The organism is Rhodoferax sp., from assembly GCF_018063565.1.
Taxonomy (GTDB): Bacteria; Pseudomonadota; Gammaproteobacteria; order Burkholderiales; family Burkholderiaceae_C; genus Rhodoferax.
Map to the genome: position 1 here is coordinate 1 of NZ_JAGPBB010000017.1, position 19,747 is coordinate 19,747.

Below are 19,747 nucleotides of genomic sequence, written 5' to 3' on the forward strand. Positions count from 1 at the left end.
GAAGGCGCACAGTGGAAGATTGTGCACAGTGGTATTTCGATCCCCTATCCGATGGTTCAAACGGGTGAGGTGTATCCGCTTGAGGGCTTGATGGAACGCAATCAGGCATTGCAAGCGCTGGTTGCCGAGCGCACGCAGGCACTGCATGCCAGTGAGGCCATGTACCGCACGCTCATTGAGGACACCCGTGATGTACTGTGGCGGACCGATCACCAGTTGGTGCTGACCTACATCAGCCCGGCCGATGAGCGCTTGCGTGGCTTCAAGGCGAGCGAAGTGCTGGGGCACCACGTGTTTGAGATGTTTTCCGAAGCCGGCGTGGCCCATGTCAAAGCCGTCATGCGTCAAAGCCAGCAAATCCGGGCGGCAGGCCAGACCCGACAGTTCGTGACTTTTGAGGTGCAGCACCGGTGCAAGGACGGTCGCCTGATCTGGGGCGAGGTGCAGTCTCGCCCCGAAATAGGTCCAGAGGGTGACATTGTGGGCTACCACGGCATCACCCGCGAGATCACCGAGCGCAAGCTGCTGGAAGATCAGGTACGCCAGCTCGCCTTTTTTGACCCACTGACACAGTTGGCCAATCGCCGTCTGCTGGATGACCGGCTTTGCCAGGTACTGGCAGCAGGCAAGCGCTCGGCCAGCTTCGGTGCGCTGCTATTCCTTGATCTGGACAATTTCAAACCGCTCAATGACCTGCACGGGCATGCCGTCGGCGATTTGCTGCTGGTCGAGGTAGCAGGGCGATTGAAAACCAGCGTGCGGCAAATGGACACGGTGTCGCGTTTTGGCGGCGATGAGTTCGTGGTACTGCTGGCTGAATTGAGCACCGACCCTGCCCAGGCAGCGCAAATGGCACGCACTCTGGCCGAGAAATTTCGCCAAAAGCTGGCCGAGCCCTATCGGCTGACGATGGTGCATGAGGATGCGGCAACCAGCACGGTCGAACATCACTGTTCAGCCAGCATCGGGCTGGCCGTTTTCAATGGTGCCCAGGCCACGCAGGATGAGGTCATCAAGGCCGCTGATGCGGCCATGTACCGGGCCAAAGAGGCCGGCCGCAATGCTGTGTGTTTTGCGATGCTGGGTTAAGAGTTGCGCAGCACGGTTGACGCGCCTGGCCGCCAGCCAAAACCGCCAGGGGCCCCAACTGGCTCACCAAGCCGACTTGGTCGCTGCCTTTTTCATCATGACAAGAATCTGCAAGCTTTGTCACAATGAACTTGATCTCGGCGTTCCTGCGTAAGCCTGTTGGAAACATTGGACTTTACAAACGCCGTGCAAACACCTCGTCTACCCCACCAGGAAAAAAAATGCCAACCATGAATCTTTCGACCCGACTCAAGCTGGGATTTTTCCTGATCATTTCGACCTTTTTGGTCTTGTCTGCCGTGACGGCCTGGCGGATCGAGGCGGTCTCCAGCGCAACCCAGCACATGGAAACCGAGACCGAGTTGTTGGAACTGGCCGGTCGCTGGCAAGCCAATGTGCGGCAGAACTCGGCACGTGCCTTGGCCATTGCCTACAGCGAAGATGCTTCTTTGGCTGCATTCTTCAAGGAATCGGTGGACGCCGTCACCCGTGAAACCACCGATCTGCAAAAACGGGTGCTCAGCCTGGTGCACAGTGACTCCAGCAAAAAGGCCGCTGATCAGGTTGGCGTGGTGCGTAGCGCCTGGCTGGTGGTACGCGACGAAATCAATGCACTCAAAGCAGCCGGTGACAGCGCCAGCGCCAGGAAGGTCGCGCAGGGCAAGTTTGTCGCGGTGACCGAAGATTACATTCGAGCCACACAGGACTTGCTGGACGCACAGGTGCAGATTGTTCACGAAACCAACCAGCAGATCGACGCCATGTTCCAGCAGTTGTATCTGGTTGGTGCGGTGCTGTTGCTGCTGTGCATCGGCATGGCCCTGTTTGTCAGCATGAGTTTGACGCGCAGCATTTCGCAGGGCATCGAAAGTGCACGCGCCGCTGCCCAGCGCATCGGCGAGGGTGACCTCAGCGAACCCCTGCCGCAAACCAGGCAGGATGAAATTGGCCGCCTGTTTGCCTCTCTGTCGAGTATGCAAGACAACCTGATCAAGGTGGTGTCCCAGGTTCGCCAGGGCAGCGAAGGCGTGTCAACCGCCAGTTCAGAAATTGCGCAGGGCAATCAGGATTTGTCGGCACGCACCGAAACCCAAGCCAGCGCACTGGAGCAGACGGCTGCGAGCATGGAAGAATTGAGCTCTGCGGTCAAACAGAACGCTGACAACGCACGCCAGGCCAGCCAGCTGGCGATCAACGCCAGCAGTGTCGCGGTGCAGGGCGGTCAGGTGGTGTCGCAGGTGGTGGACACGATGAAAGGCATGAGCGACGCCTCGCGCAAGATTGCAGACATCATTGGCGTCATTGATGGCATTGCGTTCCAAACCAATATCCTGGCGCTCAACGCCGCCGTGGAGGCTGCCCGGGCGGGTGAACAGGGTCGTGGTTTTGCCGTGGTCGCCGGCGAAGTGCGTACCCTGGCCGGGCGCAGTGCCGAGGCGGCCAAAGAGATCAAGACCTTGATCACTGCCAGCGTCCAGCAGGTGGAACAAGGCACGGCACTGGTCGATCAGGCGGGCCAGACCATGCAGGAGATTGTGACGGCGATCCAGCGCGTGACCGACATCGTGACAGAAATCAGCTCTGCCAGCAACGAGCAGAGTTTGGGCGTCAGCCAGGTCGGCGAGGCGGTGAGCCAAATGGATCAGGTGACGCAGCAGAACGCGGCTCTGGTGGAGGAGATGGCTGCTGCTGCTGGCAGCCTGAAGGGTCAGTCGCAGGATCTGGTTCAGACCGTCGCGGTATTCAAACTGGCAGCCAGCGACGCCATGCAGCGACCCGTGCTGGCCACGGCACCCCGACAGCGCCGCGCATCGCCGGTCCGTGCCGCGAGCAAACCCATTAAACAGCGCGCCACCGTGTCAAAGCTGGCACCGCCCCGAGCGTCAGCACCCAAAGCGGGCAGTGCGGCGACGCTGGCGGCCCCGACGTCCAGCAAGGACGATGACTGGGAAACTTTCTGACTTTTGACTCAAAGAAGTACCATCGCCCGCAGTTCACTTGGGACAGCGTAGACCATGACTCCCAATGAAATGCCGACGCCTCACTGCGTGCCAATACCAGGAAGCCACCCAGACCCAGCATCGTGAAAAGGTGAGAAGATGGCGGTGTACATGGGGCTTACCCGGCCTGGCGCATCGCTTGCGCCATGCCACTTTGCCCACGTGCCTCCAGCGTGTCAGCAGCATTGAGACGATCGCCCTCATCCTTGTTTTGGCTGAGCTTGATCTTGCCCACCAGCGAGGTGATAGCGATCTCAATTCCCACAATGCTGCGCAGCATCTGGTGGATGTAGTCGGGCTCCGAGTCGCCCATCTTCCAGGGCTTGGGTTCAAGCGCCTCGTGCCGTCGGGTCAGACGCGCCACCAGGCTGCGCACAAAGCGCTCGTCGTCATGCACCGTGAGTGTGCCGTGGGCATGCACCACTTCGTAGTTCCAGGTAGGCACCTGGCGATGTGTCACATGTTTGCTCGGGTACCAGTTGGGTGAGATGTAGGCGTCAGCGCCCCGAAACACGACCATCACCGGTGTGCCGGTTGGGCAGCGTTGCCACAGCGTGTTGCCGCGGGCCACGTGGGCGGTCAGCATCCCGTGCGGGCCCGCCGTCGCATCGAACTCAAACGGAATGTGGTCGGCATCCAGCCCGACCTCACCATGTGTGACCAGCATCCCCAGCGGGTGCTCGCGCATGATGCGTTGCAGTTGTTCAGGTCGGTTCTCAGAAAAGTGGGCAGGAATGTACATCGTGGGCCGTTGAATGGAAGTCGAAATCGCTCCAACTGTCGCTTTAAGCCGGCACAATGAGAAGAACCAGTTTTACACATTTTCCATGGTCCAGTTCAAGCCACCAGCCGATCACCCGCGCGGTGCAACAGGTGCCGGGCGCAGTATCTATGAGCTGCTGCGGTCTCAGATGGCAGACGGTACGCGGCCTGCGGACGCACCGGTGCCGTCCACGCGCAGCCTGGCAGCCGAGTTGGGCGTGTCACGAACCACGGTCACCGCGGCTTATGAGCAGCTCGTCGCCGAGGGTTACCTCGTCACCTCTGCCGGGCGGGTAGCCAGAGTGGCCAAGCCACTGGCAGCAGCCGTGCCCCTGCATTTACCAACCCAACGCAACGCCCCATCCGAATCCACCTTGTCTGACTTTGGCTACCGTTTGCAAGCTATGGGCATGCCGGCGCTGCCGCAAACCGAGGCGGTCCGGTTTGACTTTCTGTATGGTGCGGTGGCCTATCGGGACTTTCCCACCCTGGCCTGGCGGCGGGCATACAAGACTGAGCTGTTGAGCGTGCAACAACGTCTGTACTACACCGCGCCCGAAGGTGATGCATCGCTGCGGGTCGCACTCCAGGCTTATTTGCGCCGTGCCCGGGGTTTGATCTGCGATGCAGAGCAAATTCTGGTGGTACATGGTTCGCAGCAGGCTATCGACCTGTGCGCGCGACTGCTGCTGAATGCCGATGATGCCTTTGTTTTTGAAGACCCGGGTTACTTGATGGCACGACGCTGCTTCGAGGCCACGGGTGCCACGTGTCTGGCCGCGCCTGTCGATGCGCAGGGCCTGGACACCAGCAGACTGCCCCAGGACAAAAACACGCGCCTGGTCTACGTGACACCCTCCCATCAGTTCCCCTTGGGGGGCGTGCTGCCGATTACCCGACGCCAGGCCCTGCTGCAATGGGCGCGACGACAAAACGCCTGGGTCGTCGAGGACGACTATGACGGTGAATTTCGTTATGGACAGCGCCCGATCGATGCGCTGCAATCGATTGATGGCGAGGGTCGCGTGATCTATATCGGTACTTTCTCCAAGGCCATGTCGCCGCAACTGCGCCTGGGGTATCTGGTGTTACCACCCGAACTGGTGCCAGTTTTCCGCCAGGCCAAGCGGCTGACTGACCGGCATGCGCCCGTGATGGAGCAGCGCGTGCTGGCGTCCTTGATCGAAAGCGGCAGCTATGAACGCCATGTAAGGCGCATGCGCCGCGAAAACGAGCGCCGCCGAGCGGCCCTGCTGGATGCCGTTGGACGCTATCTTCCAAAAGACGCACAGGTCGGCGGCACAGCCGCTGGCCTGCATGTGGTGTTGTGGTTGCCGTTCCTGAGTTTCAAGGATGAAACGACTTTGGTGGCTGCTGCACGTCAAGCGGGGGTGGGCATCTACCCGGTTTCGACCCTATTTGCCAAAGACGCACCAGCAGTTCAGCCCCGACCGGCAGGCTTCATCTTGGGATATGCCAGCCTCACGGTTGCACAAATTCAGCAAGGACTCCAGATCGTAGGGGACCTGGTTGCTCACTGGCAAGGGCGATTCATGCCAGCCATAGCGCCCGGAAGTCGTTGACATTGGTCAGTGTCGGGCCGGTGATGACCGAGTCGCCCAGCTGTTGAAAAAACGTATGCGCGTCGTTGTTGTCCAGATAGCTGCGCGGGTTCATACCTTGTGCCCAGGCCCGGGCAAGCGTATCCGGGGTGAGGATGGCACCGGCAATTTCTTCAGCGCCGTCCACGCCATCGGTGTCACCCGCCAGCGCGTAAACACCGGGCGTTCCCGCCAGCGCCACGCCCAGCGCCAGCAAGAATTCCACATTGCGGCCACCTCGGCCCTTGCCGCGAATCGTCACGGTGGTTTCGCCGCCGCTGAGCAGCACACACGGCCGCTGAAACGGCTGGCCGTGCAGCAGCACCTGACGCGCCATGCCACCAAGCACCTTGGCCACGTCGCGAGACTCGCCCTCCAGGCTGTCGCCCAGAATGTAGGGCGTGAGCCCAGCCGCCTGGGCGACTTTGGCGGCCGCTTCCAATGCCATTTGCGGTGCGGTGACGATGCGCACCGTGCTGGTTTGCAGCCGTGCATCGTCGGGTTTGACGGTTTCACCTGAGCCGTTGTGCAGCAGGCTGAGGGCAGCGGGTGGCAGGGCAATCTGATATCGCAGGCAAATAGCCAGCGCATCGGTACAACGGGTTGAATCGCCCACCGTGGGGCCAGAGGCGATGTCCATAGGCGAGTCGCCTGGTACGTCCGAGATCAGCAGCGTGTGCAGCCGGGCCGGATAGCACGCTGCGGCCAAGCGACCGCCCTTGATACCCGACAAATGTCGGCGCACGCAGTTCATCTCGGAAATCGTAGCACCTGACGCAAGCAAAGCGGCGTTAACCGCCTGTTTGTCTTGCAAAGTCAGACCCGCACCAGGCTCCACCAGCAAGGATGAGCCACCGCCCGAGATCAGCGCCACCACCAGGTCGTCAGCGCTCAGTCCGGCAACCAGTTCGCGGATGCGCCGCGCTGCCTGCAACCCGGCAGCATCGGGCACCGGGTGTGCGGCCTGGATGATCTCAATATGCTGGCACGGCACCTCATAACCATAGCGCGTGACCACCAGGCCCTCCAGTGGACTGTTGTCGCGTGCCGTCCATAAATCTTCAAAAGCGCGCGCCATCGCGGCCGATGCCTTGCCCGCGCCGATGACGAGGGTGCGACCTTTGGGCGGCGCGGGCAGGTGAGCGCCCAGGCACAGCGCGGGCTGTGCCGCCGCCACGGCGGCATCAAACATCTGGCGCAGCAGGACGGGCGGGGTGGCAGAGGCGATATCGGGTAGAGCCATGCGACGCTCCTGGAAAAAGTCAAGATTATCCGCAGCGTCGCGAAGCAACAGGACAAATCGACTTTAACCTTTTTGCTTATTACGCTGAGAGCTATCGAATCGATTCCAAACCGGGTCAAACGCTGGCCACTTCATGGTGACCCATCAGCTCCAGTGCCTTCACCAGCGCCGAATGGTCCAGATCGGCCATGCCGTTGGAGGCGCACACCTGCATCAACTGGGCGGCACCGGCGTTCTGCGGCAGCGCCAGGTCCAGGTCTTTCTGGTGCAGCCTGATGCGAAGACCGGGGTCAAAGTCGCGTTTGATCATGCGTTCACCGTGCACTGTTGAACATGATCGGCCGCCAACGGATATGCAACGGGTGGGCCAGCCAGCCGGCCAGCGCCACGGCGCTCTCGCCCATGAAGCCGAGCAAGGCTTGGGTCTGCGCAAATGCCGCGTTCGTACGGGTGCCAACACTCGCCAACATGGTGGTTCTACTGTTGGTAGCCACTGGCTCGCCCTTTCAAGGTCATGAGGTCAGAAAACATCGAAGCGCTATTGCGTTGCGCTCGACAGCGTTCTGACTCTGACCTTGATCAGATGCCTTGTCGGTGTGTCAGCCAACATATCGTGGCCGTCAACAAGCGCCGGCCAGAGAACTGCTTCCAGCCAAGTGCCAGGCCGGCGCGACGTTGGTTTTGATCAAAAGCGCAACGTCAGGCGCCTGTCACCCAGTCAACGTGACGCAAATGCCAGTTACATGCGTCGACTTCAGCCGCCGGCGCCCATCAGGGCCAGCAGCACGCCGCCCGCCACCACACTGGCCACCTGACCTGCGGCATTGGCACCCATCGCATGCATCAGCAGGAAATTCTCGAAGTCTTCTTCATGGGCCACCCGCTGGACCACACGTGCCGCCATCGGAAAGGCGCTGATACCAGCGGCACCGATCATCGGGTTCACCTTGCCACCACTGAGCCAGTTGAGCACCTTGGCAAACATCACGCCGGCCGCTGCATCAACGGCAAAAGCAATGATGCCCAGAATCAGAATGGCCAGGGTGCTGGTCTTGAGAAACTCGGAGCCGACCATGGTTGACCCGATTGCCAGGCCCAGAAACAGTGTCACTGCATTGGCAATTTCACCCGCCGACGCCTTGGTCAGCCGCTCCACGGCACCGGATTCCTTCATCAGGTTACCCAGCATCAGCATGCCAATCAGCGGCGTGGCAAACGGAACCAGGGTGCCCACCAGCACCGTCACCACCACCGGGAACATGATGCGGGTACGCCGGCTGATCTTGCGCTGGCTGTAAGGCATGCGGATCTGGCGCTCTTTCTGCGAGGTGAGCAGGCGGATGATGGGCGGCAGAATAATCGGTACCAACGACATGTAACTGTAGGCGGCCACCGTGATTGGCCCCAGCATGTGCGGCGCCAAAATGCCACTCACATAAATGGAGGTTGGTCCATCAATGGCGCCAATGATGCCGATGGATGCAGCCTCAGGCGGTGTAAAGCCAAGCAGCAAGGCAAAAATCAGGGTCATGAAAATACCGAACTGGCCTGCTGCCCCGAGTAGCACCAGACGCGGGTTCTCCAGCAAAGGACCAAAGTCGGTCAGTGCACCAATGCCGACAAAAATCAGCAACGGGAACATCTCGTTGGTAATGCCCATGTTGTAGAGCACCTTCAGCATGCCGTCTTCTGCGATCAACGGTGACAGCGGCAGATTGGCCAGCATGCAACCCGCCGCAATGGGCAGCAGCAATAGCGGCTCGTAATCCTTGGCGATGGCCAGATACATCAGCACGAAAGATACGCAGATCATCACCACCGACTGCCAGGTGACATTGTTCACGCCTTTTAGCAACAGCCCGAGCGTTTCTTGGTCGATCATCACTTAGCTCTCCTGAAACCGGACGATCGCGTCACCATGGTCAATATTCTGACCCGCCGCGACGCAGACCTCGGCGACTGTTCCGGCACGCGGCGAGCCGATCACGTTGTGCATTTTCATCGCGTCCAGAATGGCGACCTGCTGCCCACGCTCAATCTGATCACCGACTTTGACGCTGATCTCCAGAATGACACCGGGCATCGGCGCCGTCACGGCACCCTTGCCGCCCGAGCCGCCACCGGGCTTTCGCGCAACTGGTGACGCTGCCGCCGTGGATGCGGGCTCCTTGCGGACCTTTGCCACATTGCTGGATGCTATGGTGCGCTGTTCCGCTGCGGGCTGCAAACCTGGGGTGATGACCGCCTCGGACAGATTCTCATCACTTGACAGATTCACCTCATAAGAGTCGTCACCCACCACCACTTCAAAACGATCGATGGAGAGTTCCTGCACATCGATGACAAAGTTTCGGCCACTGATATCCAATGTATAGCGTCGCATTATTTTCCTCTCGGTTGCCAGGAGTGGTTTTGCCGCGCGCGGCCGGTGGCGATCCATCGGCTGGCAAACAGCTGACTGCCGGGCCAATACGCCCGCATGACCGGAGCTGCCTGGCGCCGCAAGGTCAATTTGTGTTTCATGGTGGCCACCAGAATCGCAGCCACCAAGTCAGCAGGCATGCCGTTGACAGTGGGGCGCTCCGGCACCTGTGCGCCGACCGCATCGTCAGCAACCGCTGCAATGCGTTCGGCCTGTGCATTGGCAACCGCTGCTGGCACGGCGGTGGCGGGCTCTTTGTCAAGCACCAGAACCAGTGTCAACAAACCCCACAACAGTCCCAGCAATGCAAAGACCAGGCCCATACCCAGCACAGTCATCTGCAGGCCCCAGGCTAAATTTTCCATGTCATCCTCCTGACTGTCAGACCGGGCAAAGACCGTGCTTCTTGGGCGGGTTCTGCTGAACCTTGGTGCGCAAAATTTCCAGCGCACGCGCCAGCCTCGGGCGGGTTTCACGTGGCTCAATCACTTCGTCGATCTGTCCTACGTCGGCCGCCCGATACGGGTTAAAGAACTTATCGCGATATTCCGTCATCAATTCCTTCTCGCGGGCGACCGGATCAGTGGCTCTCTTGATCTCTTCCCGGAAAAGGACATTCACCGCCGCGCCGGCGCCCATCACGGCGATTTGTGCCGATGGCCAGGCAAATGTGATGTCATTGCGCATCTGTTTGGAGCCCATGGCCACATAGGCACCGCCCATGGCTTTGCGCGTGACGATTGAAATTTTTGGCACCGTGGCTTCACAATAGGCGTAGATGATCTTGGCACCGTGGCGGATGATGCCGCTGTATTCCTGGCCGGTGCCAGGCAGAAAGCCCGGGCAATCGACAAAGGTCACGATCGGCACATTGAAAGCGTCGCAAACCCGGATAAAGCGGGCGATCTTGTCGCTGGCATCAATGTTGAGCGCCCCCGACATGAAGGCTGGCTGGTTCGCCACGACGCCAATCGAGTAACCATCCAGGCGGGCAAAGCCGATCACGGCATTGGCCGCATAGTCTGCCTGGATCTCAAAGAAACTGTCCTGGTCAAAAATCGCCTCAATGGCATCACGAATATCGTAGGGATTGTTTTCGCCATCCGGAATCAGGTCGTTGAGCGACTCATCCATGCGGTTGACCGGATCCTCTGGTGTGATCTGGGGTGGCTCTTCGTTGTTGTTCTGCGGCAGATAACTGAGCAAAAGCTTGGTCATGGCCAAGCCCTCAATTTCTGTTTCGGCCGCCAGATGGGCCACACCACTGCGGCCGGTGTGGACCTCGGCTCCGCCCAGATCGTGCGCACTGACCTGCTCGCCCGTCACCGCCTTGATGACTTCCGGTCCAGTCAAGAACATATAGCTTTCGCCGGCCATGATGACAAAGTCGGTCAGCGCTGGTGAATACACCGCGCCACCAGCGCATGGCCCCAGAATGACAGAAATCTGCGGAATCACGCCCGAGGCCATCACATTGCGCACGAACACCTCGCCGTAGGCCGCCAGACTGCGCACGCCTTCCTGGATACGGGCACCGCCAGAATCGTTCAGGCCGATCACCGGAATGCCCGACTCCAGCGCCATGTCCTGGATGCGGCTGATCTTCTGCGACTGCACTTCCGAGAAGGAACCACCCATCACGGTAAAGTCTTGCGCAAACACCGCCACCCGACGTCCGTTGACCTTGCCAAAACCGGTCACGATGCCGTCACCAGGAAAGCGCTGCTGATCCAGCCCGAAGGCGCTGAAATCGTGGGTTGCCAGCGCACCGAACTCCTGGAACGAACCCTCGTCAAGCAATACGGCCAAGCGTTCCCTGGCGGTCAGTTTGCCACGTTCGTGTTGCTGGTCAATGCGCTTTTGACCACCGCCCAACACCGCCCGACTGCGCATCTCGCGCAGTACCTCGAGGTGTCCTTTTGTCTTTCCACCGATCGTCATGACTTGATTCCTCTGGTCAACCGGCTCTTGAAAAAGCACAGGAACCGGAAAAAAATTTGATTTTTCTCGGGCCGAAGTGTCGCACTTAGGTTCGAGGATCTTTAGATTGAGGTGTTCAGATTCCGGGGAGTTGGCCTGCTAATCGACAAAACACTGCGCTATGTCAAATAAATACGAAATGGTACGTACATAGGTCTGCATGACATGACGGGGGTAGCCGACCCTCAAATTCAAGGCTGCATTGTTGGCGTTCATGTGCCCGCAACGGACTGAAGCCGTCACACGCAGACAGCCGTCATACAGGCGCCATGCCTGTATGACTGAGCGGGTGCAATACCTGCGCGTGCCGGTCTCACGCATGCAAAGCCTGATCCAGAGATCAGGCAAGTCGTCGCTCAGCCCAGCGCCGCGTCAATTACCGCATTGAAGGTTGCACTCGGGCGCATCACCGCAGTGACTTTCTGCAGGTCGGCGAGGTAGTAGCCGCCAATGTCGGCCGGCTTGCCTTGCACCGCCTTGAGCTCGTCAGCGATCTTCTGCTCGTTGTCGGTCAGCGCTTTGGCGATGGGTGCAAAGTGGGCCTGCAACGCCGCGTCATCGGTCTGCGCGGCAAGCTGCTGCGCCCAGTACATCGCCAGGTAGAACTGGCTGCCACGATTGTCCAACTGGCCGGTCTTGGGCGACGGGTTTTTGTTGTTGTCCAGCAGCTTGCCGGTGGCAGCGTCCAGCGTGGTGGCCAGTATCTTGGCCTTTTGATTGCCGGTCTTCAAACCCAGATCTTCCAGGCTCACCGCCAACGCCAGGAACTCACCCAGAGAATCCCAGCGCAGATGGTTCTCTTCCACCAGCTGTTTCACATGTTTGGGGGCCGAGCCGCCAGCGCCGGTTTCGTACATACCGCCGCCGGCCATCAGCGGCACGATGGACAGCATCTTGGCGCTGGTGCCCAGCTCCATGATGGGGAACAAGTCAGTCAGATAGTCGCGCAAGATGTTGCCGGTGACCGAGATGGTGTCAAGCCCGCGAATCACCCGCTCCAGCGTGTAGCGCATGGCGCGCACCTGCGACATGATCTGGATGTCGAGCCCCGTGGTGTCGTGGTCTTTGAGGTACTTTTCAACCTTTTTGATCAGCTCGTTCTCATGTGGGCGGTAGGGGTCGAGCCAGAACAGCGCAGGCGTGTTGGAGTTGCGCGCACGCGTCACGGCCAGCTTGACCCAGTCGCGGATCGGCGCGTCCTTGACCTGGCACATGCGCCAGATGTCACCCGCCTCGACGTTTTGCGACAGCAGCACTTCACCCGTGGCGATGTCGACAATGTTGGCCTGGCCGTCTTCGGCAATCTCAAAGGTCTTGTCGTGCGAGCCGTATTCTTCGGCCTGCTGCGCCATCAGGCCCACATTGGGTACCGTGCCCATCGTCACCGGGTCAAAGTTGCCATTGGTCTTGCAGAAGTTGATCATCTCCTGGTAGATGCGGGCAAAGGTGCTCTCGGGCATCACCGCCTTAGTGTCTTTGGGGCGACCATCGGCACCCCACATCTTGCCGCCAATGCGGATCATGGCCGGCATCGAGGCATCCACAATCACGTCGCTGGGGGAGTGGAAGTTGGAGATGCCTTTGGCCGAATCGACCATCGCCAGTTCGGGGCGGTGCTCGTGGCAGGCATGCAGGTCACGTTCGATTTCTTCGCGCAGCGACGCTGGCAAGTCGGCAATCTTGTCATACAGGTTGGCCATGCCGTTGTTGACGTTGACGCCAATCTCTTCAAACAACTGGGCGTGTTTCTCGAACGCGTCCTTGTAGAAGATCCGTACGCAATGGCCAAACACGATCGGGTGCGAGACCTTCATCATGGTCGCCTTGACATGCAGCGAGAACATCACACCAGTCTGGCGTGCGTCTTCGAGTTGCTCTTCGTAAAACTCGCACAGCGCCTTTTTGCTCATGAACATGCTGTCGATGATCTCGCCGGCCAGCAGCTTGGTTAGCGACTTGAGCACCGTGGTCTTGCCGCTCTTGCCGACGAGTTCCATGCGCACGTCACGCGCCTTGTCCAAAGTCAACGACTTTTCGCCGTGATAGAAGTCGCCTTTGGTCATGTGCGCCACATGGGTGCGCGAAGCCATGCTCCACTTGCCCATGCTGTGTGGGTTTTTGCGGGCAAAACGCTTGACCGCCATTGGCGCGCGCCGGTCGGAGTTGCCTTCACGCAGCACCGGGTTGACTGCACTGCCCAGACACTTGGAGTAGCGCGCCTTGATCGCCTTGTCTTCGTCGCTGGTCGGGCTTTCTGGGTAATCCGGAATTTTGTAGCCACGCGCCTGCAGCTCCTTGATGGCAGCTGTCAGTTGCGGCAGTGACGCACTGATATTGGGCAACTTGATGATGTTGGTGTCTGGCAATAGGGTCAGACGGCCAAGTTCGGCCAGATGGTTGGGCACTTTCTGTTCATCGGTCAGATATTCCGGAAACTCACCCAGCACGCGTGCCGCCACCGAGATATCACTCTCAGCCACGTCGATCCCGGCAGGCGCCGCAAACGCCCGAATGACCGGCAAAAACGCGTGCGTCGCCAGCAGCGGCGCCTCGTCGGTAAGGGTGTAGATGATTTTGGATTTTTGCGATGTCATGGGTGTCCTCTTTCTAGTTGAGGGGTGAAGTTTAGCGACGAAGGCATTACGGAATGTTGACAAACAAGTCGCTTGATGAGTGTACTAACTGGTTAGTTGTTGTTCAAATGCTTTTTCTTCTTTTCCCCCGTTGGTGCACCAGCCATAAAATTCGCGCCATGAAACGCATCGTGATGTTTGGGGGGGGCAGCGGCAGCCGCGACGTCACCATGGCGTTGTGTCAACAGGGCTACGACATCACGCGCGTGGTGCCAGCCTGGGACAGTGGTGGCAGCTCCAAGGCACTGCGCGAGCGCCTGGGCATTCTGGCCATGGGCGACATCCGGCAGGCCCTGATGACACTGGCCCACGGCGAAGACCGGGTCAGCGGCGTGGTTCGGTTTTTCAATGCACGCCTGTCCGAGGCGGCCGATGCACCCGAATTGCAAGCCGAGTTTGACTTTTACGCCGGTGGCGCACACCCCCTTCTGGCGACGATGGCACCAGACATCCGCAGGGCGGTGCTGGATTGCCTGCAGGTTTTCAAAGCCAGCGTGGGCCACGATTTCGATTGGCGTCGCGGCAGTATTGGCAACTTTGTGCTGACCGGAGCTTATCTGTCGCACGGCCGGGACATCAACGCGGCGATTGCCATTTTTCGCCAGTTGTGCGGTATTGAGGGTCAGGTCTGGCCGTCCACCACAGCAGACAACGTGGCGCTGCACGCGCGGCTGGGCGATGGCACCGTGGTACACGGGCAAGACCAGGTCACCACCCTCAACCCGAGACAAGCCCGGCTTGGCATCCGGCTGGTGCATCTCAGCGTGGCCGATAACGGTGCGGATACCGGTCGGCAGCCCGCTGCCAATGCCGCCGTGCTGGGCGCCATTGCGCAGGCCGATCTGCTGGTGTTTGGCCCGGGCAGTTTTTTTACCAGCACGCTGGCGCATTTTGCGGTGCAGGGCATTGCCCAGGCGATTGCGCAGACTTCCCCCGAAGTGCCCAAAGTGCTGATTGGCAACATCCTGGAGTGTCCCGAGACCACCGGGCGCAGCCTGGCAGAACTGGTGCAGGCATTTGAGCTGGCGGCCGGCGCCGGTACGTTGACGCATGTGCTGGTCAATCGCGGCTGGGTGCCTTTTGCGCGCGTGGTCAAGGGCTTTCGCTACCTGACCGAAGGACCGATGGCATTTGCTGTGCCCACCGAAGTGGTGTTGGATGACTTCGAAGACCCCTGGCGTCGCGGTCGGCACGACGCCCAGAAGGTGGCGACCCAACTGGGGGAAATGGTGGCGTCGGCTTGACCATTTTGGGCGCGGTTACCCCGTTTTGATCATCGGATATTCGGTGATAGGATGTTATTTCACTCGTCAATATGAAACGGGAGTCATGAACACTTGGTCGCGTCTGGGTTCGTTGCTGCTGCTGGCTTTGGCAGCTGCGTGCAGCGACCAGACGGCCGAGAAACCGCTTCAATACAGCACAGCGCCAGTCGGCCAGCACAGCCCGGTGTACCGCTTGGTACCCCACCCCTTGTACAACCCGCAAACCCTCAGTGAAGTGATGCAGCCGCTGGTGGACCACCTCAATCTGCATTTGAAAGGCGTTCGGCTGGAGCTTGAGGCTTCACGTGACTATCAAGCCTTTGAGGCCAAGTTTCGCGCCCGTGAAGCCGAGATCCTGATGCCCAACCCGTGGCAAACCATCGAAGCACAAAAAGTCGGCTATCAGGTGTTGGCGATGTGGGGAGAGGCGCAGGATTTCAAAGGCATTTTCATTGTCCGCAAGGATGGTCCCGTCAAGGTGCCCGCCGACCTGCGCGGCAAAGCCGTGAGTTACCCCTCACCAACGGCGCTGGCCGCGGCCATCATGCCGCAATACTATTTGCATCAGCAAGGCATCAAGGTCAACAGTGAGATCCGCAATCAGTATGTCGGCACACAAGAGTCGTCCATCATGAACGTGTACATGGGCACCGTGGCGGCAGGTGCGACCTGGCCGCCGCCGTGGCGTAAATTCCAGAAGGACCATCCGGCCGAGGCAGCCCAGCTCAAGGTCCTGTGGGAGACACCGCCGCTGGTCAACAACTCGGTCATGATGCGCAGTGACCTCGACCCGGGCATTCGCCAGGAGATGACCCGGATCCTGCTGGAGCTGCCCGGCTCGCCCGAGGGGCGCAAGATTCTTGCGGGCATGGAAACCTCGCGCTTTCACCCGGCCAACGATGCCAGCTACGAGGTGGTACGTGAGTACATCGCGCGCTTTGAGAGGGATGTGCGTCCGATTGAGCGGCCCTGACACCATGCACATGCGACTCCAGTATCTGCTGATGGGTACGCTGCGCCGCCAGCTGATTGTGGGTATGGCGCTGGTGGTGGCGATCACCATGTCGGTGTTTGTCTGGGATCAGACGCGCCGCGAGCAACAAGCACTTTTTGAGCAGCAGTCCGAACTGGCCATGGTATTGGCCAACAGCGTGGCCACGTCCAGTGCCGTGTGGGCCGCTTCAAAAGACTACGGCGGCATGCAGGCCATTGTGGCCGGCCTGCAGCACTACCCCGAACTCAAGCACGCCATGGTGCTGGACACCAGCGGTCGCGTACTGGCGCACAGCGAGACAGGTCGCCGCGGCATGTACCTCAGTGATCTGCCAGCCACGCCGCAGTCCCGGGTGATGCAACGCAGCACCAAGCTGGTGGACGTGGTGAGTCCGATCTGGTTTTCAGAGAAACACATCGGCTGGGTGCGCCTGGGCCTGGGCAGTGATGCGCTCCATGCCCAGCTGAACGACAGTTTGCGCCGCGGTATGTGGGTCACGCTGGCCGGGGTGTTGCTGAGCATCGTGCTGGCAGCGCTGACCGGGCGGGCACTGACACGCAGACTCAATGTCATCCAGCAAGTCGCCGGTGAGGTGCAGGCGGGCGCATCCCACCTGCGCGCCAGTCTGGGCGGTGACGACGAGGCGGCCTGGCTGGCGCGCCAGTTCAACAGCATGCTCGACAGCCTGGACCAGCGTGAGGCCGCGCTCAAACTCGCTGCCAGCGTGTTCACCCACGCACGCGAGGGCATCATGATCACCGATGTGAACGAGGTCATTGTCGAAGTCAATGACGCGTTCACCCGCATCACCGGCTACAGCCGCGAAGATGCCATTGGACAAACCCCGCGATTGCTGAGCTCCGGGCGGCAAAGCAAGGAGTTCTATGGCAACCTGTGGCAGCAGCTGCACGACAAGGGCCATTGGTACGGCGAGATCTGGAACCAGCGCAAGAGCGGCGAAGTGTTTGCCGAAATGCTGACCATCACCGCCGTGCGCAACGCGCAGCAGCTCGCCACGCACTATGTGGGCCTGTTTTTTGACATCACGGCAGTCAAGGAGCACGAACACGAGCTGGACCATATTGCGCATTACGACGCACTGACCAACCTGCCCAACCGCGTGCTGCTGGCCGACCGCCTGCACCAGGGCATGGCCCACGAGTTGCGACGCGGCAGAAAACTGGCGGTGGTGTTTCTGGATCTGGACGGCTTCAAAAGCGTCAACGATCACCATGGCCATGAAATAGGTGACCAATTGCTGATCGCCGTGGCAGCGCGCATGAAGCAGACACTGCGCGAAGGCGACACCCTGGCGCGTATTGGCGGCGACGAGTTTGTCGCGGTGCTGGGTGACCTGGATGACGGCACCGCATGTGTTCCCATGCTCAACCGCCTGCTCAACGCCGCCTCGCTGCCGGTCAAGTTTGGCGTAACCCAGTTGCAGGTATCGGCCAGCATTGGTGTGACGAGTTTTCCACAGGCGCAGGACATCGAGGCGGAACAGTTGCTGCGCCAGGCCGACCAGGCCATGTACCAGGCCAAGCTGGCCGGCAAGAACCGGTACACCTTTTTTGACGCCGAACAGGACAGCGGTCTGCGCAGCCGCTTTGAGAGCGTGGAGCGCATCCGCCAGGGCCTGCTGGACCACGAGTTTGTGTTGTTTTATCAGCCCAAAGTGAATATGCGCAGCGGAAAAGTCATTGGCGCCGAGGCGTTGATCCGCTGGCAACACCCAACGCTTGGCCTGTTGTCGCCCGCTCACTTTTTGCCGGCCATTGAAAATCACCCGCTATCCGTGACGCTGGGGGAATGGGTAATCGACACCGCGCTGACCCAAATGGCGCACTGGTGCCAGCAAGGGTTTGATTTGCCCGTCAGCGTCAACGTCGGTGCTCGCCAGCTACAGCAGTCCAGCTTTGTCAACCGCCTGCGCGAACTGCTGGACGCACATCCGCTGGTCAAAGCAAGCTGTCTTGAAATTGAAATTCTGGAAACCAGCGCGCTGGAAGACCTGGCCCGGGTGTCGCGGGTGATCGAACAATGCAGCGAATTCGGCGTGCGATTTGCCATGGATGATTTTGGCACCGGCTACTCTTCGCTGACCTACCTGCGCCGCCTGCGTGTGCACGTGCTCAAGATCGACCAGAGTTTTGTGCGTGACATGCTCGACGACGTCGATGATCTGGCCATCCTGCAAGGGGTGATTGGCCTGGCCAACTCTTTCCGCCGCGCGGTCATTGCCGAAGGTGTGGAGACCATCGACCACGGCAGCCTGCTGCTGCAACTGGGTTGCGAAGCGGCACAGGGTTACGGCATTGCCAAACCCATGCCCGCTGAACACCTGCCTGACTGGGTTGCCGAATGGCAACCCGACGCCGCCTGGCGCACACAAAGGCCGATTCATCTGGAACAGGTCCCGTTGCTGTATGCCCGCATCGAACACCGGTCCTGGATTGCCGGTATCAGGAGTTTTGTTCTGGGTGAACGTCCATCTCCGCCAGCGCTCGACCCCACGCAGTGCGATTTTGGACAGTGGCTGCAAGGCCACACGCCACAGCATGGCACCCACGCGGCCACACGTGCCTTGTACCAGCGACACGATGAGGTGCACAGGCTGGGCAACGAGTTGGTGGCTTTGCAAAGTCAAGGGAAAAATGCTCAGGCGCTGGCCAAGCTGCCAGAACTGGACCGGTTGCGCGATCTGCTGCTGGGCGAGTTTGATCAGCAGTTCAATCGAAGACAGACTGGGTCGGACTGAGATCGCAACGGGGCCGAACTGGCAGGCAGCGAGCAGTGGTCAGTGATTACACAAGTAGATAGCAACAAACGCTTACTAGGTCTGGTCTAAATGGCATTCAGTACCATACCAGCGCGTCAAACCCAGTTGACCCAGCAGATTCAGGAAGCCGGCGTCGTCCGCCAGCGCCTGGAAGGCGCAGGTGACGCCGGCCAGGACGCACGGACTCTCCATGGCAGCAATGGCCAGCTGCAGCGTCCGCAACGCGGCGGCGTGATCGCCCAGCCAGGCATGGAGCTCGGCTTCTCGGAAATGGCTGGCCACGGGCCAACGCTGGCGGGCATCACGGGCCAACGCCAGGGCAAGAGCGCCATCACCACGCAGGGCCGCCACGTGCGCCTGTCCGTAACAAGAAATAGCATTCGCCTGGAATGATTCTCCGATGCGTCGGTAAAGCGCTTGCGCCTGGTTCAGATTGCCAGCCCACAACTCGTTGCCGGCGCAGGCCGAAAGGGAAAACAAAGACTCGCCGCCCACACGCAAGCCAGTGTCAAAAACCGTTCGCGCCTGACCCTTAACCCCGTAGTTGTCCACTTGACAAGGACTATGGACTATCTTGGGTGGTTCTTGATGAACTGGTGCCGCGCAGCGATAGCAGACCCTGGGAAATAGCTCAGGACGGTGCCGATGAGTCGGATTGCATCTGCTTGCGGACCTCGCGACGCATTTTTCGCAGATAAACCGGTACAAACACCAAAAGCAAAAGCGGTAAAGTGATCAGCAGGTTGGCAACCAGAGCATCTGCGACGGGATTCTCGCCGGGTGTACTGGCAAGAATGCGCTTGTTTAGCAGGTACGCAAAAATCAGCCAAATAACCATGATGATGGCTTCATGGGTACGAAAGCTTGTTTTGCTGGCCTGGTCAATGGCCTTGACCTGCTCGGCAGCGCTCAAACGTCCCAACTCAGGAATCAGCTTCACCCAGATCTTCATCATGCACATTCAATCTCTCGCAGCGGC

16 protein-coding genes and 1 pseudogene are annotated in these 19,747 nt (G+C 59.9%); 6 read left to right on the plus strand and 11 right to left on the minus strand.

What is annotated here, in order from left to right:
• On the plus strand, positions 1-1,089 hold a 1,089-nt coding region (locus KBF66_RS06010; RefSeq protein WP_296653913.1), incomplete at its 5' end, for a sensor domain-containing diguanylate cyclase.
• Between the two features lie 221 nt (positions 1,090-1,310).
• On the plus strand, positions 1,311-3,050 hold the full coding sequence (locus tag KBF66_RS06015) for a methyl-accepting chemotaxis protein (RefSeq protein ID WP_296653915.1): 1,740 nt from the start codon (positions 1,311-1,313) through the stop codon (positions 3,048-3,050).
• A 157-nt stretch (positions 3,051-3,207) separates the two neighbouring features.
• Here KBF66_RS06015 and KBF66_RS06020 read toward each other — a convergent pair whose 3' ends face one another.
• Positions 3,208-3,831, minus strand: a complete 624-nt coding sequence (locus KBF66_RS06020; protein ID WP_296653918.1) for an FMN-binding negative transcriptional regulator — start codon at positions 3,829-3,831, stop codon at positions 3,208-3,210.
• An 85-nt stretch (positions 3,832-3,916) separates the two neighbouring features.
• On the opposite strand from KBF66_RS06020, the gene KBF66_RS06025 reads away from it, so the two are divergent.
• Positions 3,917-5,434 carry a PLP-dependent aminotransferase family protein gene (locus KBF66_RS06025; RefSeq protein ID WP_296653922.1) on the plus strand — a complete coding sequence of 506 codons (1,518 nt, stop codon included), beginning with the start codon at positions 3,917-3,919 and terminating at the stop codon, positions 5,432-5,434.
• Here the strand turns inward: KBF66_RS06025 and KBF66_RS06030 are convergent.
• From KBF66_RS06030 to KBF66_RS06065, 8 genes and pseudogenes are all read right to left on the minus strand, one after another.
• Positions 5,403-6,695 (minus strand): glycerate kinase, encoded by a 1,293-nt coding sequence (locus KBF66_RS06030; RefSeq protein ID WP_296653925.1) that lies wholly within the window; start codon positions 6,693-6,695, stop codon positions 5,403-5,405. The genes KBF66_RS06025 and KBF66_RS06030 overlap by 32 nt on opposite strands.
• Positions 6,696-6,810: 115 nt before the next feature.
• Positions 6,811-7,020 (minus strand): annotated as a pseudogene (locus KBF66_RS06035) (NAD-binding protein); the annotation flags it as partial.
• Complete coding sequence (locus KBF66_RS06040) at positions 7,010-7,165, minus strand: hypothetical protein (protein WP_296653927.1); 156 nt, start codon at positions 7,163-7,165, stop codon at positions 7,010-7,012. The pseudogene KBF66_RS06035 and the gene KBF66_RS06040, both read right to left, overlap by 11 nt.
• 284 nt (positions 7,166-7,449) lie before the next feature.
• Positions 7,450-8,577, minus strand: a complete 1,128-nt coding sequence (locus tag KBF66_RS06045; RefSeq protein WP_296653930.1) for a sodium ion-translocating decarboxylase subunit beta — start codon at positions 8,575-8,577, stop codon at positions 7,450-7,452.
• A 3-nt stretch (positions 8,578-8,580) separates the two neighbouring features.
• Entirely contained in the window at positions 8,581-9,078 is a 498-nt protein-coding gene (locus KBF66_RS06050) for a biotin/lipoyl-containing protein (RefSeq protein ID WP_296653932.1), read from the minus strand.
• Positions 9,078-9,482, minus strand: a complete 405-nt coding sequence (locus tag KBF66_RS06055; protein ID WP_296653937.1) for an OadG family transporter subunit — start codon at positions 9,480-9,482, stop codon at positions 9,078-9,080. Before KBF66_RS06055 ends, KBF66_RS06050 begins: the two co-directional genes overlap by 1 nt.
• 16 nt (positions 9,483-9,498) lie before the next feature.
• Positions 9,499-11,058 (minus strand): acyl-CoA carboxylase subunit beta, encoded by a 1,560-nt coding sequence (locus KBF66_RS06060; RefSeq protein WP_296653941.1) that lies wholly within the window; start codon positions 11,056-11,058, stop codon positions 9,499-9,501.
• 395 nt (positions 11,059-11,453) lie between these two features.
• Positions 11,454-13,691 carry an NADP-dependent isocitrate dehydrogenase gene (locus tag KBF66_RS06065; protein WP_296653945.1) on the minus strand — a complete coding sequence of 746 codons (2,238 nt, stop codon included), beginning with the start codon at positions 13,689-13,691 and terminating at the stop codon, positions 11,454-11,456.
• A gap of 158 nt (positions 13,692-13,849) precedes the next feature.
• On the opposite strand from KBF66_RS06065, the gene KBF66_RS06070 reads away from it, so the two are divergent.
• The 3 genes from KBF66_RS06070 to KBF66_RS06080 all read left to right on the plus strand — a co-directional run bounded on the left by KBF66_RS06070 (position 13,850) and on the right by KBF66_RS06080 (position 18,747).
• The gene (locus KBF66_RS06070) at positions 13,850-14,974 is read left to right on the plus strand and encodes a gluconeogenesis factor YvcK family protein (RefSeq protein WP_296653950.1); all 1,125 of its coding nucleotides are present in this window, start codon (positions 13,850-13,852) and stop codon (positions 14,972-14,974) included.
• An 85-nt stretch (positions 14,975-15,059) separates the two neighbouring features.
• Positions 15,060-15,968 (plus strand): phosphate/phosphite/phosphonate ABC transporter substrate-binding protein, encoded by a 909-nt coding sequence (locus KBF66_RS06075; protein ID WP_296653954.1) that lies wholly within the window; start codon positions 15,060-15,062, stop codon positions 15,966-15,968.
• A gap of 4 nt (positions 15,969-15,972) precedes the next feature.
• Entirely contained in the window at positions 15,973-18,747 is a 2,775-nt protein-coding gene (locus tag KBF66_RS06080; RefSeq protein ID WP_296653958.1) for an EAL domain-containing protein, read from the plus strand.
• 75 nt (positions 18,748-18,822) lie between these two features.
• Here the strand turns inward: KBF66_RS06080 and KBF66_RS06085 are convergent, their stop codons facing one another.
• Both KBF66_RS06085 and KBF66_RS06090 read right to left on the minus strand, forming a co-directional pair.
• Positions 18,823-19,320, minus strand: coding sequence for a hypothetical protein (locus KBF66_RS06085; RefSeq protein WP_296653962.1), 498 nt, complete (start codon positions 19,318-19,320; stop codon positions 18,823-18,825).
• A gap of 79 nt (positions 19,321-19,399) precedes the next feature.
• Positions 19,400-19,720, minus strand: a complete 321-nt coding sequence (locus KBF66_RS06090; RefSeq protein ID WP_296653968.1) for a hypothetical protein — start codon at positions 19,718-19,720, stop codon at positions 19,400-19,402.
• Positions 19,721-19,747: the final 27 nt, after the last annotated feature.